At 64.9% G+C, this 14,221-nt stretch carries 10 protein-coding genes; 4 read left to right on the top strand and 6 right to left on the bottom strand.

What is annotated here, in order from left to right; genetic code table 11:
* Positions 1 to 110: 110 nt before the first annotated feature.
* Complete coding sequence (gene coaE / locus MTX35_RS10570) at positions 111 to 1,328, top strand: dephospho-CoA kinase (RefSeq protein WP_243594916.1); 1,218 nt, start codon at positions 111 to 113, stop codon at positions 1,326 to 1,328.
* Positions 1,329 to 1,343: 15 nt separating this feature from the next.
* Here coaE and MTX35_RS10565 read toward each other — a convergent pair whose 3' ends face one another.
* On the bottom strand, positions 1,344 to 1,889 hold the full coding sequence (locus MTX35_RS10565) for a DUF402 domain-containing protein (RefSeq protein WP_243594915.1): 546 nt from the start codon (positions 1,887 to 1,889) through the stop codon (positions 1,344 to 1,346).
* A gap of 78 nt (positions 1,890 to 1,967) precedes the next feature.
* Between MTX35_RS10565 and uvrB the strand changes: the two genes are divergently transcribed.
* Both uvrB and MTX35_RS10555 read left to right on the top strand, forming a co-directional pair.
* Positions 1,968 to 4,130, top strand: a complete 2,163-nt coding sequence (uvrB, locus tag MTX35_RS10560) for an excinuclease ABC subunit UvrB (RefSeq protein WP_243594914.1) — start codon at positions 1,968 to 1,970, stop codon at positions 4,128 to 4,130.
* A 127-nt stretch (positions 4,131 to 4,257) separates the two neighbouring features.
* Positions 4,258 to 5,124 (top strand): hypothetical protein, encoded by an 867-nt coding sequence (locus MTX35_RS10555; RefSeq protein WP_243594913.1) that lies wholly within the window; start codon positions 4,258 to 4,260, stop codon positions 5,122 to 5,124.
* 6 nt (positions 5,125 to 5,130) lie between these two features.
* Here MTX35_RS10555 and MTX35_RS10550 read toward each other — a convergent pair whose 3' ends face one another.
* Both MTX35_RS10550 and MTX35_RS10545 read right to left on the bottom strand, forming a co-directional pair.
* Positions 5,131 to 5,988, bottom strand: a complete 858-nt coding sequence (locus tag MTX35_RS10550) for an ABC transporter permease (RefSeq protein ID WP_243594912.1) — start codon at positions 5,986 to 5,988, stop codon at positions 5,131 to 5,133.
* Entirely contained in the window at positions 5,985 to 8,834 is a 2,850-nt protein-coding gene (locus tag MTX35_RS10545) for an alpha/beta fold hydrolase (protein WP_243594911.1), read from the bottom strand. The genes MTX35_RS10550 and MTX35_RS10545 overlap by 4 nt, the downstream gene beginning before the upstream one ends.
* A 182-nt stretch (positions 8,835 to 9,016) precedes the next feature.
* Here MTX35_RS10545 and MTX35_RS10540 point away from each other — a divergent pair, with 182 nt between their 5' ends.
* On the top strand, positions 9,017 to 9,469 hold the full coding sequence (locus tag MTX35_RS10540; RefSeq protein ID WP_243594910.1) for a universal stress protein: 453 nt from the start codon (positions 9,017 to 9,019) through the stop codon (positions 9,467 to 9,469).
* Positions 9,470 to 9,537: 68 nt separating this feature from the next.
* Here MTX35_RS10540 and MTX35_RS10535 read toward each other — a convergent pair whose 3' ends face one another.
* The 3 genes from MTX35_RS10535 to MTX35_RS10525 all read right to left on the bottom strand — a co-directional run bounded on the left by MTX35_RS10535 (position 9,538) and on the right by MTX35_RS10525 (position 14,015).
* The gene (locus MTX35_RS10535; protein ID WP_243594909.1) at positions 9,538 to 11,859 is read right to left on the bottom strand and encodes an ATP-binding domain-containing protein; all 2,322 of its coding nucleotides are present in this window, start codon (positions 11,857 to 11,859) and stop codon (positions 9,538 to 9,540) included.
* A gap of 139 nt (positions 11,860 to 11,998) precedes the next feature.
* Positions 11,999 to 13,189: a DoxX family protein gene (locus MTX35_RS10530; protein ID WP_279395839.1), complete on the bottom strand. Its 1,191-nt coding sequence runs from the start codon at positions 13,187 to 13,189 to the stop codon at positions 11,999 to 12,001.
* Positions 13,190 to 13,325: 136 nt separating this feature from the next.
* Complete coding sequence (locus MTX35_RS10525) at positions 13,326 to 14,015, bottom strand: MBL fold metallo-hydrolase (protein WP_243595086.1); 690 nt, start codon at positions 14,013 to 14,015, stop codon at positions 13,326 to 13,328.
* Positions 14,016 to 14,221: the final 206 nt, after the last annotated feature.

Raw genomic sequence — 14,221 nt, 5'->3', positions numbered from 1 at the left:
AGTGGGTCGGCACATCGAGGTCGCGCTCGTCGAAGATAACCGACCGACTCCCCAAACCGGTGCATTTGAGGCTGGTGTGCTTCGGCGTGTTCGAGTGTCAGACTGGGTGCATGCTGAGATTGGGACTGACCGGTGGAATAGGTGCCGGAAAATCGACCGTTGCCAAGGTGCTGACCGAACTCGGGGGAGTGCTCGTCGACTCCGATGTACTTGCCCGTGAAGTCGTGGAGCCGGGAACACCTGGGCTGCAACGACTGACGGATACCTTCGGAGCCGACATTCTCGCACCCGACGGCTCGCTCGACCGGCCGGCATTGGCGGCCAAGGCATTCGGCGACGAGGAATCCCGCAAGAAACTCAACGCCATCGTTCATCCGTTGGTCGGCGAACGCACCGCCGAGATCATCGACGGAGCAGCGCCGGATGCGGTAGTGGTGCAGGACATTCCGCTTCTCGTCGAAGGATCGATGGGGCCGTTCTTTCACCTCGTGGTCATCGTGTGGGTCGACGCCGAGGAACGGGTACGTCGTCTCACGGGACAGCGAGGCATGCCCGAGGCCGACGCTCGCGCGCGGATCGCAGCGCAGGCAACCGATGATGCGCGCCGAGCCGCGGCAGACGTGTGGATCGACAACACCGGCGCGCCGGGCAGCGTCGACGACGAAGTCCGAGCGTTGTGGAACGACCGTCTGATTCCCTTCGAGCGCAACATCAGGGAGGGGATCATCGCGCGTGTTCATCCGGAACAGGTGACAGCCGACCCCACGTGGGAATTGCAGGCGCGACGCATCATCTCGCGCCTGGCCCTTGCCTGCGCCGACAAGGCAGTCCGAATCGACCACATCGGCTCCACCGCAGTGCCCGGCCTCGACGCCAAGGATGTCATCGACATTCAGATCACGGTTCGCAGCCTCGACGACGCCGATTCGGTAGCCGAGCAGTTGCGCGCGTCAGGCTTCCCTCGGCGGGAGGCGAGCAACTTCGATCACCCGAAGCCTGCATATGGAATCGGCGGCGAAGCCGATCCGGCCTTGTGGTCCAAGCGTTTTCACGGCAGTGCGGATCCAGGCCGGCCGGCGAACGTACACATCCGGGTGGACGGCTGGCCCAATCAGACGTTCGCACTGTTGTTTCGTGACTGGTTGCGGGCGGACGACAGCATCACCACCGAGTATTCCGGCATCAAGCGACGCGCCTCCGAGGCCGCAGCCGGAATCACGGACTTCCGATCGGCGATCGAGGCCTACGAGAACGCGAAAGCCCCGTGGTTCGACGTGGCATACCGTCGGGCATGGCAGTGGGCGGAGGAGACGAACTGGACTGCGTGAACCGAGGGCGGTGAATCAGGACGGTTTGCCGTTCCACTCGGTCGGCATGCCGACGGACGCGAGCCACGCGTTCAGGTCGTAGTCGTGGCGCGACAGTCCTTCGATGGCCGTGATCGATCTGGTGAGCGCGAGTTCGGCTGTGGCGGTGTCGAGGTGTTGCGCCACCCGTGCGTCGAACAACTCGTCGACGTCCAGCAGGTCGTAATCGCGGCCGGTACGGACGCTGAGGTCGAGGTAGTGGTCGATGGATGTCCATCGGGTGGCGCCGGCGGTGTACTCGCCGATGTCGACGTAGTAGTCCTGATCCCGGGCGTGCGCCGGGAGATAGTGGAACACCGAGGCCCGGAGCCCGAGAGCGGGCAGCAACCAGGACTCCAGGTAGTCGAAATGGGCGTGATCCGACGGGCGGGCCATGTACAGCCCCCACGGCTCGACGCGGTATTCGTCGACGACACGGACGAACCCCTTGGGATCCACGTTCGTCTTGGCGACGAGGTCGAACGTCTCGTGCTTGGGGGCATGAACGACGGTGTGCGCACCGGCTGACGTGTGAGCGACCATGCCTGTAGAAGCTACCGGGAACCGGCCTTCGGAGTCTGCCCGACGGAACTTGTCGGTGGTCGCGTCTAGGCTTGTGAAATGGCGTTTGCATCCGAACATCCCGTCGTCGCGCACTCCGAACACCGACCGGTGGGCGCGATCGAGCGCACCGGTCCGGCATTCGAGGTCGTCAGCGAACACACGCCGGCCGGTGATCAGCCGACCGCCATCGCCGAGCTCGAACGGCGGATCAAGGCAGACGAGAAGGACGTCGTTCTGCTCGGTGCCACCGGTACCGGTAAGTCGGCCACCACTGCCTGGCTCATCGAGAAGCTGCAGCGCCCCACTCTGGTGATGGCACCGAACAAGACGTTGGCGGCGCAGTTGGCGAACGAGCTGCGAGATATGTTGCCCAACAACGCAGTCGAGTACTTCGTCTCGTACTACGACTACTACCAGCCCGAGGCGTACATCGCCCAGACCGATACCTACATCGAGAAGGACTCGTCCATCAACGACGATGTCGAGCGTCTGCGGCACTCGGCGACGGCATCTCTGCTCTCGCGACGTGACGTGGTCGTGGTGGCGTCGGTGTCGTGCATCTACGGTCTCGGTACCCCGCAGTCGTACGTCGATCGGTCGATCGAGCTGGAGGTCAACGTCGAGGTGCAGCGTGACGCGCTGCTGCGGCTGCTGGTGGACGTGCAGTACACCCGCAACGACATGGCCTTCACCCGCGGATCGTTCCGCGTTCGCGGTGACACCGTCGAGATCATCCCGTCCTACGAGGAGCTGGCGATTCGCATCGAGTTCTTCGGTGACGAGATCGAAGCGCTGTACTACCTCCATCCGCTCACCGGAGACATCGTTCGGCAGGTCGACTCGGTGCGCATCTTCCCGGCCACGCACTACGTTGCCGGTCCGGAGCGGATGGAACGAGCCGTCAAGGACATAGAGGCCGAACTCGAAGGTCGGCTCTCCGAACTGGAGAGCAAGGGAAAGCTGCTGGAGGCGCAGCGGCTACGGATGCGGACGCAATACGACCTGGAGATGATCAAGCAGGTCGGGTTCTGCTCGGGTATCGAGAACTACTCGCGGCACATCGACGGCCGAGGTGCAGGTACTGCGCCCGCCACGTTGATCGACTACTTTCCCGAGGACTTTCTGCTCGTCATCGACGAGTCTCATGTGACGGTGCCGCAGATCGGGGCCATGTACGAGGGCGACATGTCGCGTAAGCGCAACCTCGTCGACTTCGGCTTTCGTCTGCCGTCCGCGACCGACAACCGACCGTTGACGTGGGAGGAATTCACCCAGCGAATCGGTCAGACGGTCTACCTCTCGGCAACACCGGGGAAGTACGAGCTGGGACAGACCGGGGGTGAGTTCGTCGAGCAGGTGATCCGTCCGACCGGGCTCGTCGATCCCCAGGTCGTCATCAAACCGACCAAGGGCCAGATCGACGACCTGGTCCATCAGATCCGAGAACGCGCGGAGAAGGACGAGCGTGTGCTGGTGACCACGCTGACGAAGAAGATGTCGGAGGATCTGACCGACTACCTGCTCGAACTGGGTATTCGTGTCCGCTACCTGCACTCCGACATCGACACGCTGCGCCGCGTCGAACTGCTTCGGCAACTTCGGCTGGGGGAGTACGACGTGCTGGTGGGCATCAACCTGCTCCGTGAGGGTCTCGACCTGCCCGAGGTCTCGTTGGTGGCGATTCTCGACGCCGACAAGGAAGGCTTCCTCCGTAGCGGTACCAGCCTCATCCAGACCATCGGCCGTGCCGCGCGAAACGTGTCCGGCGAGGTGCACATGTACGCCGACAAGATGACCGACTCCATGACCTATGCGATCGAGGAAACCGAGCGTCGGCGTGAGAAGCAGATCGCGTACAACAAGGAGAGAGGCGTCGATCCTCAGCCGCTGCGTAAGAAGATCGCCGACATCCTCGACCAGGTGTACCAGGAAGCCGAGGACACCGAGTCCGTCGTCGAGATCGGTGGGTCCGGTCGAAACGCGAGCCGTGGGCGGCGAGCGCAGGGCGAGGCGGGCAGATCCGTCAGCACCGGGGTGTACGAGGGGCAGGACGTGTCGTCGATGCCGCGCGCCGAGCTGGCCGATCTGATCAAGAACATGACCGACCAGATGATGAACGCGGCACGCGAGTTGAAGTTCGAGCTCGCGGGCCGACTGCGCGACGAAATCCAGGATCTGAAGAAGGAACTGCGCGGAATGGACGCGGCCGGCCTCAAATAGAGCAGGCTAGAGGCGCGCGAGTGAAGCCTGCGGAATGAGCCGGAGACGCGAGTGAAGCCTGCGGAATGAGCCGGAGACGCGAGTGGAGCCTGCGAATGAGCCGAAATGGTTCGGATACGGTTCAACGATGGACGCAACCACCGCCGGCCGCACCTCTCGCGCTCTCGAACTGATTCACTCGATGACCTATTTCCTTCCGGAGACGCAGGACGCTCTGGTCGCGGCTGGGTTGCCGCCGCGGGCCTGCTATTTCGCGGGCCGGGCGGCACCTCTGGGGCGGGTCGGCGCAGGTGTCGTCACCGCCACGTTCTACAACTTCAACCGGGAATTGGTGGCACCGCTCGTACCCGCCGCCTGGGACATCGCCTCGCCCGATGAGATCATGGCCATCCGATACGCCACTCTCGATGCCGCCTTCGGTCGACTGCTCGGCTCCGAGGTTCTGGCGTCCGCGGATATGGCCGAGGCCGCCGACCTGGCGTCGATCGCGGCCCGGGGAATTCCCGGTGACGACGGTCGACCCTTGTACGCCGCGTACGCCGAGCTCGACTGGCCCACAGCTCCGCACCTCGTGCTGTGGCACGCCCTGACGCTGATTCGCGAATACCGCGGCGACGGTCACATTGCGGCGCTGCAAACGGCGGGCTTGAACGGTCTCGAGGCCCTCATCACCCACACTGCCACCGGCTACGGCTTCGAGAAGGAGTTCGCGCGCAAGCGTCGTGGATGGTCGACGGAGCAATGGGACGCAGCGGTCGCATCTCTGTCCGACCGCGAGCTGCTCTCGTCCGACGAAGCGTTGACTCAGGACGGCACGGATCTGCGCACGTTGGTCGAGGACATCACCAACGACCTTGCCGTTGCGCCGTGGGCCGCCCTCGGCGAGGACGGTGCCGCTCGGCTGGTCTCGCTCGCGACGCCGTGGCGCGAAACGATCGTCGGCCAGGGCACCATTCCCGAGGGCGTCTTCGGACCAGCGATCAAAAAGAAGTAGTCCGTCTCAGCTGGTGATGTCCTTGGTGCCGAAACGTCGCCACGCGATCAGCCCGAACAGAGCCGCGTATGCGATGGCCGAGAACGAGCCGACCACCATGTCGTTCCAGTCGATGCTCGTGCCGAATGCGTCGATCCACGAATTGGCGTAGTGCCCGGGTAGGTAGTTGCGCAGTGATCCGAGTGCGGTGATCTGATCGAGAATCTGCATCAGAATCGACGTCATCACGGCGCCGCCGACGGCCCCGAGAGGGGCGTCGGTGAGCACCGACAGCAGCATCGCCAGGCCGGCCACCCAGAGCAGGTTGATGCCGATGTACGCGACCGCGATCAGTAGCCGCACCAGCGAGGTTCCGTACGACAGTCCCTCACCCAGCGGGGTGATGAGCGACTCCGCGCCGTACATCACGGTGCCGATCAACAGCGACACCCCGACGAGCACCACGATCGCAGCACTGGACAGGGTGGCCGACACCAAGGCCTTCTGCGTCAGCAGTCGACTCCGGGGCACGGGAATGGCCAGCAGGTATCGCAGGCTCGACCACGAAGCTTCGCTTGCCACCGAGTCGCCGAAGAACAGGGCCACCACCACGATCAGCAGAAATCCCACGGACATGAACAGAGCGAAGACGGTGAAGTTCATGCCTCCGCGAGTGCCGAGCTCGATGAGCCCATCGGCATCGGAGTCCGCACTCGAGCTACCGACGGTGAAGGCGATGGCCAGGATCACCGGAAGTAGGGCCAGGAAGCCGATGGCCAGCTGAGTGCGGCGACGTCCCAGTTGCCTGCGCAACTCGGTACGGAACGGCAAGGTGCTGCCGCCGGTGTACCCGGCAGCGCGCCCGTCTGCGTGTGTGGTGCTCATGAGCGATCCTTGCTGGTGTCGGACCCTGGGTTGTCCCGGTGGACGAGGTCGAGGAACACGTCTTCGAGGCGCGTCGATTGCGAGAATCCGCGCACCGAAATCCCTGCGGTGACCAGCTCTCTGATCACGACGGCGGAGTCGGCGTCGGTCAGGTCGACGGTCACCGTGCCGTCGTCGACGATCACCGCGCCGTCGTGGCCGGAGGCACCGAGCACGGACTGCGCGCGCGTGGCGTCGTCGACCCTGATCTCCGTCTGTCCGCCGGCCGCGGTCAGTTCGCGGACCGTACCGGAACTGATCACCGATCCGCGATTCATGACGACCACATGGGTGCAGGTCTGCTCCACTTCGGCGAGCAGATGGCTCGACACCAACACGGTTCGTCCGGTCTTCGCGTAGTTGATCAGCACGTCACGCATCGTCCTGATCTGCGGTGGGTCGAGTCCGTTGGTCGGTTCGTCGAGGACCATCAGATCCGGCAGCCCCAGCATGGCCTGGGCGATCGCCAGCCGCTGCCGCATCCCCTGGCTGTACGACTTGACCTTGCGTTCGATCGCGGTGCCGAGGTCGGCGATCTCGAGGGCTTCCTCGAGGTGGGCGTCCTCGATCGGACGACCGGTCGCTTCCCAGTACAGCCGCAGGTTCTGCGTTCCGGTCAGGTGCGGCAGGAAGCCGGATCCTTCGACGAACGAGCCCAACCTGGACAGCACCGGGGCACCGGGCGTCACCTTGTGGCCGAAGACTCGAATGTCGCCGCCGGTGGGAGTGATCAGGCCCATCAACATCCGCAGGGTGGTGGTCTTTCCTGCGCCGTTGGGACCGAGGAGACCCAGAACCTGGCCCTGCTTCACCTCGAAGCTCACGCCGTCGACGGCGCGGAAGCCGTTGGAGTACGTCTTGGCCAGATCGGTGATCACCAGCGGAGTGTCGACGAGGTCCTCGTCCACTTCGGCGACTGCGCGACGTCTGGTTCGCACCACTCCGGCCACGATCGCACCCGCGACCGCGAGCAGGACGACTCCGATGCCGATCAGCGGTGCCACCGGGACCGTGCTGTTCGCACTCGCCACGGCGGCGACGGTCGGCAATGCGATGGTGTTGTCGGTCATGGCGACGCTGAACTGTGCGGGTTCGAGCGGAACGGCGTAGGCCTGATCAGTGGTGGAGATACTCAGCTCGAGGCGATGACCCTGCTGGACGGTGTAGCTGATGCCAGGCAGCGCAACGGTGACGTCGACGGGGTCGATGCCCTCGGTGGCCGGCAGGCGGATCGCCGAGACCGCACCACCCGGAAGTGTTCTCGTGCCGTTCGGCGCGACGTCGTAGAGTTTCGCGAACAGAACGGCTTGATCGGGTCCGGCCAGAGACGCCACGCGCAGGTTCACTCGCGGGGCACCGGTGATCGTCACGGACGTATCGACGGGGTCGCTGGTGAACGTTGCCGACTGGCCCGGCAGGTCCGCGGTCAGGGCTGCTCCGGCCCCGGTCGATCCGAGAGTCGAGAGCACCGAGCCCAAACCGGGTACCGACGAGATCGCCGACGGTGACGCTCCGGGCGGACGAATGATCGACTGGTTCTCCGCTGTGGGTGCGAACGTCACCGACCTGGTTTCCGTGGGGTCGGATGCAGGGGTCAGTCCTGGGTAGGCGGGAGCTGTCATTCGGCGGTCGCGGTCGCCGCCGCGCTCGTCGGCTGCCCGCTGAGTGGAGTACACGAACGGCTCGGTACCGGTGTCGGTCTCCGTGTCCGTGTCACGCAACGTCGTGTCGAAGAAGTCTGCGATGGCTCGATCGCTCGTGTCGTCGGTTCCGCCTGCGTCGTGGCCGCCGTCGAACCACCGCACGGTGACGTTCCCACCGGCCGCCGCGATCTGACGCGCCGTCGCGTCGGCCTGATCCAGGCCGAAGAGAGTGTCCTGAGAGCCCTGGACCAGAAGAGTCGGTGCAGTGATGTTCGACGCCACCGCGACCGGCGAGTGGGCAGTCAGCAGATCGAGCAGCTGTTGGCTGGGGATACCGGTCACGGCGGATTGGGCGTAGGCGTCGCAGAACTCGGGTGCGAACCTTCCGCACGCCGACGTGCCGACGTCGGCGCTGGACTCGCCGTCGCCCTCGCCGCCGGGCACTGCACTCGATGCGCCGACGCCGAAGAACACTCCGGCCCAGCCGCGCTTGAGTACGCCGGGGCCGCCGTACTCGGTGGCTGCAGGAGAAGCGATGTCGCCGAGGGCTTCTCGGCCCTCGGCGGAGGTGACCCCGAAGTTGGGGAACAGCGCCTGACCCAGGTCGTTCCAGGTGATCGCTGCGGCTATCGAATCGATCCTGGGGTCGGTACCACCGGCGCTCAATGCCAGTGCGCCGCCGTACGATCCGCCGGCGACGCCGATGTGGGGGTCGCCGGGAGCGTCGAGTTCCACCTCCGGTTGTTCGGCGAGCCAGTCGATGAGTCCGCGCGCGTCGGCGACCTCGCGATCGGGGTCGTTGATCGAGATCGAACCCGTGCTGTCGCCGAACCCGCGTGCGCTGTACGCGAGGACGGTGTATCCGCGTGCCGCGAGGTCGCGCGCCTCACCGTCGACCGAGTCCTTGCTGCCGCCGAAGCCGTGGGCGAGCAGCACAGTCGGCGCTGGTGTGACAGCAGGTGCGTAGAGCCGTGCGTCGATGTCGACGGTGCCCGTCGACCCGGGGCTGTCCGGTAGCGTGATGCGCGCATCACGCGTGGAAGTGTCGGCGCTCGAATCCTGGGGGAGGACTACGAATGCGAGAGCGGCTACCGCCAGAACTGCGATCACGGCGGCAACGACGGTCATGGCCCGTCTCGACAGTGGCGGGCGGGGAATCGGCATGGAAACCAATGTATGTGAGTGGCGCGGATCGTGTTGTTCCCCAAGTTCACGTGCCGATCGGCCGGTTCCGGCTAATGTCAGCGCATCAGTCCCCGGACCACGTCTTTCGGTCCTGTGACTTGCACCAATCGAGTTCGACCAGAAGTGTCACATCTGTGTGTGACCGACAAATGGAGGAATGAATGAGCGCCTACCGCACCGTCGTCGTCGGGACCGATGGCTCCGAATCGTCACTGCGGGCAGTGGAAAAGGCCGCGGCTCTGGCGGGAGACGCCGAAGCCACCCTGGTGATCGCTTGCGCGTACTACCCGGCCGATCCGAAGGACACGTCCGCTGCCGCCGACGCATTGCGCGAGGACGCCTACCAGATCACCGGATCGGCCCCGACGCGTGAGATTCTGCGCACTGCGCGTGAACACGCCACCAAGGCCGGTGCGAAGAACATCGAGGAGAAGGCGATCGTCGGTGCCCCCGTCGAGTCGCTGCTGGCACTCGTGGACGAGGTGAAGGGCGATCTGCTCGTCGTCGGTAACCGCGGTCTGAACTCGTTGACCGGTCGCCTGTTGGGTTCGGTTCCGTCGGACGCCGCTCGCAAGTCCACCTGCGATGTTCTGATCGTGCACACCGTCCGCTGATCCAACCCCCACTCGGCAACGGCCCGCTCCATGGGATCGACGGAGCGGGCCGTTGGCATGTGCGTTCTCTAGACCTCCGGCTCGAACGGCTGCAGCGCCGAGAGTTCCCCCGGTAGTGCGTCGACGTGCACCACACCGAGGCGTTGCGTGGCTCGGGTGAGTGCCACGTACAGATCGTTCATGCCCTTGATGGACTCGGCCACGATTGCGGCCGGTTCGACGATCAGGACCGAGTCGAATTCGAGTCCCTTGGCATCCTTGACCGTCGATACGGTGACCGATTCCGTTGCCAGATGGCGGAATCGGTCGACGTGGCCCGCGGGAACCAGCACGGCGCTCAGGCCTGGGCGCGGGTGATCGGCAACTCGCTTCTCCACCGCGGTGACCAGATCCGCTGCTGCCACTCGTTGGGCCCACGGTCGTGTTCCGGTGCTGCGAATGGATCGTGGCTCGGACTGCTCGGGATCGATGGCAGCCAACACGTCGTGTGCAACGACCATGATCTCGGACGGTGTTCGGTAGTTCACCGTCAGTTCGGTTCGCTTCCACCGCTTGGCCACGTACGGTTCGAGAACCGAACCCCAAGACGATGTTCCGGCGGGATCACCGGTCTGGGCAGTATCGCCCACCAGCGTCATCCACCGATTCGGTATGCGCCGCATCACCATTCGCCACGCCATCGCAGAGAGTTCCTGCGCCTCGTCGACGATCACGTGCCCGTAGGTCCACGTTCGGTCACCGGCGGCTCGTTCGGCCGTGGTGAGTCGTTGACCCGAATTCTGGCGTCGCGCAAGCTGATCGGCATCGATGAGGTCGTACGCCATCAGAATCTCCGGATCGAGTTCGTCCTCGAGGTCCTGTGGTGCCGAACCGGTCAGGATGTCCAGTGCGCCCTGGGCATCGGCTATCTGACCTCGCCATTGGCGTTGCGCCTGTTCACGTTCGGCCGCGTCGTCGACGCCGAGCAGCTCGGCGAGTTCGTCGAGCAGGGGAGCGTCGGCCGACGAGAAGCCGTGGCCCCGACGAACGAGAGCCTCCCGCTCCGCCTCGTTCAGTGCAGGCGCGGCCGCGGCGATCTTCTCGGGCGATGCGAAGAGGTCGCGGAGTACCTGCTGAGGAGACAGATCGGGCCACAGCTCGTCGACGGCGGCCATGACGTCCTGGTCCTCGCGCATCTCGTCGCGCATGTCCGCGATGTCGTCGGCGCTGAGCAGGCTGGACCCGTCGACGAGGTTCTGCCCGAGTTTCGCCGCCAATTGGTTCGCCAACTGGTCGATGACCGAGGACACGAACAGCGGCCGAGCCAGGTTGTGCGGTCGCCGGGACGAGCGGGCGCGTCCGCGAGCCCGAGTGACGATCTTGCGATCGAGCGTGATGTCGTAGGTGTCGAACTTCAGACGACGGGGTTGGGCGGGAACTTCCTGACGGTCGCGTACCGCCTGAGTCAGTACCTCGACCATCGACAGTCTGCCCTTGACCTCGGTCGCCAGAGCCGTGTCCTCGCGTTGCGCACGGACTCCCGGGTAGAGGTCGCCGATCGTGGACAGCAGCACACCCGTCTCGCCGAGTGACGGCAGTACCTGCCCGATGTAATCGAGGAACGTGGCGTTGGGTCCGATGATCAGCACACCGCTCTTACCGAGCTGCTGGCGGTAGGTGTAGAGCAGGTACGCGGCGCGGTGCAGTGCGACGGCTGTCTTACCGGTACCCGGTCCGCCCTGAACCACCAGCACACTGCGGTGCTGCGATCGGATGATCGCGTCCTGTTCGCTCTGGATCGTCTCGACGATGTCGTTCATCTGACCGGTACGTGCGGCATCGAGTGCCGAGAGCAGCGCACCTTCGCTCGCCACTCCGCCTGCCACGGCGGCATCGCTCGACGATCGAGCGGACTTCAGGTCGAGGAATTCGTCGGCGATCGATGTCACTCGGCGGCCACGAGTGCGAATGTGCCTGCGCCGCAGCACGTTCTCCGGGGCAGCCGGAGTCGCAAGGTAGAACGGTCGGGCCATTGGGGCGCGCCAGTCCAGCAGCAGCGTTTCGTAATCGTTCTTGTCGTCGAGAATTCCGACGCGGCCGATGTAGCGCTCGGGCCGGTCGTCGACCTTCGGGTCGAGGGACTCGGGGTCGAGGTCGATGCGCCCGAAACACAGTCCGTTCTCGGCGGCGTCGTACTTGGCGATGTCCTCGGTGTACATCTGGTTGAACGATTCGCGTTCACTGCGAGCCTGCGGGGTACCGCCGGTCTCCAACAGCACCGCACGCAATCGGTTCGCGGCGTACTCGCGGAGTGCGTCGAGCTGGGTGTACAGCCGCGTCAGGTGCGCCTGCTCGATGTCTTCTTCGATCGGCACATCGGAGTTTCTCGATGTGTGGCCGTCGTCCGGCAAAGGGTCTCCTCGGGAGTTCGGCCGAGGCGAAGATATCGCCTCGAAATCAGCCAGAGCAGTCTACGTCGCACAACGGCCCTGCCGCAGAACCGCTGGTTCCGGGGCAGGGCCGCGTCTGTTGCTGTGTTCTCGGCGAGAACTACTTCGCGTACTGCTGCAGCTTCTTGTCCAAGTTCTTCTGAGCCTTGGCAACTCGCTTCTCGAGCTTGGCGCGAGCCTGCTCGGTCACCTTCTCGAGTTCCTTGCTCTGCTTCTCCGCACGCTTGCGGGCCCGCTTGCTCAACGTCTCCACGCGATCGGACGCCAGATCGGCCCAGGTGACTCCGCGCTTCTGCGCTTCGTCGGCCAGGACCGAACCCCTCTCGGCAGCCAGATCGGCGAGCTTGGAGGCGCGCTTCTGGGCTACATCGGTCAATTCGTGGCGACGATCAGCGGCAACGTCGACGAGCTTGGATCCGCGCTTCTGCGCGATCTCTGCCAGGTCGGTTCCGCGGTGCGCAGCTTTGTCGGCAAGCTTGGAGCCGCGCTTCTGCGCCTCGTCGGCCAAGTCGCTACCGCGGTCGGCGGCGAGTTCGGCGAGCTTGGATCCACGCTTCTGTGCTTCGTCGGCGAGGACGGAACCCTTGTCGGCGGCCACGTGAGCCCAGCGGTTCAGTGCCGGCTGAGCGACCTCGGCCAGCTCCGAGCCCTTTTCTGTGGCGATGTCGGCGAGCTTGGCCAACTTGGGCTGGGCGGCGTCGGCGAACTTGGCCAGCTTCGGCTGTGCGGCCTCGGCGAGATCGGCGCTGCGGCTCGCGGCGACGGCTGCGATTTCCTTGACCCGCTCACCGGTCTCGTGGGTGGAGTGACCCGGCAGTGACGAGACGACGGTCTCCTGCGCGCGGCGTGCTGCGCGCTTGCTACGCCATGCGACGGACGGCTTGCCCTCGGTGTCGACGGCTGCGATGAGCAGTCCACCGAGCAGGCTCAGGTTCTTGAAGAAGTGGATACGCTGGGCAGCCTTTGCCTCCGGATCCGTCTCGTTCCAGAAGGCGTGCCCGGCGAGTGTCGTCGGTACGAGACTTCCGGCGAGAGCGATCGAGGCGATGCGCGGTGCCTTGCCGGTGGCCAACAGAATTCCTCCCGCGACCTGAATTCCGCCGTTGACACGAACGAGAGTCTCCGGGTCGCTCGGCACGTTCGCGGTGACGTCGTTGGGAAGGGCGTCCTTGCCCTGCTCGATCAGCGGAGTGGCGACCTGCGCCTTGCCGGTGGGATTACGGAGTGCGTCGACGCCCCCTGCGATGAAAATCGTAGACATCAGCGGACGGGCGATACGGCGGACCAGCATTGACAGCCTCCTGCGTAGTTTCTCGTGTCATCGGCGGTGGAACCAGGACAGCACTGCGGTCGGAAAACCTACCGCTGCGCGTCCTTTTGTCACACTATTCATACCCCGGGATTCACGGTCTCAAGCGCGCCGACCGTCACCAACCCCGTTCGCGCCATTCGGCCAGGTGAGGGCGCTCGGCACCGAGTGTGGTGTCCTTTCCGTGGCCCGGGTAGACGACGGTGTCGTCTCCGTACCGGTCGAACAGTTTCTCTGTCACGTCGTCGAGCAGGCGGGCGAAATCCTCGGGGCTTCCCGTTTTGCCGACGCCACCGGGAAAGAGCGAATCCCCGGTGAAGAGGTGGGTGCGCGTGCCGTCGGTATCGGTCAGAGCGAGTGCGATGGAGCCGGGAGTGTGTCCGGTCAGGTGCACCACATCGAACGTGAGCGCGCCCACCGATACTGTGTCCCGATCGGCGAGCAGACGGTCAGGAGTCACCGGGAGGGGCTCGGCGTCGAGTTCGTGGGCCGCGGTCGGAGAGTCCGTACCGCCGGCGATGTCGGCCAGGGCCTGCCAGTGGTCGGCGTGCTGGTGAGTCGTCACGATGAGTGACAGGGTCGGCGCGTTCTCGTCGATGAGCAACGAGATGCGGTCGGCCTCGTTGGCGGCGTCGATCAGCACCGAGTGACCTGTTGCGGAACAGACGACAAGGTAGGTGTTGTTGTCCATGGGGCCGACCGACATCTTTGTGATCGTCGCTCCGGGAATCGTCCGCCGTTGCGGTTGCGAACCCTGGGCGACGACGCCGGTGTAATTGTCGTCGATGGCCATGAGGTGCTCGTCCATTTCGAGGACGCTACCGTCGTCGGCGGCACGAGGGGCGGTGGGGTCGCGCACGTGGAAAAGTGTGTCGGTGCCTGGATCTACCATTGCTACTGCGTGAGGTTCGTCCCTCACCACAACAGGTTTTCGACGTGGGGTCCACGGTTACACGACGTGTGACCGGTGCGTCGGCATCACACGTCATCACGCGACTCGAACGTCGTGCACTG

The sequence above is a fragment of the Rhodococcus sp. ARC_M12 genome (assembly GCF_022810385.1).
Classification (GTDB): Bacteria; Actinomycetota; Actinomycetes; order Mycobacteriales; family Mycobacteriaceae; genus Rhodococcoides; species Rhodococcoides navarretei.
Note: the sequence above shows the minus strand (reverse complement) of the source record. Positions and strands in the feature narration are given on the sequence as shown.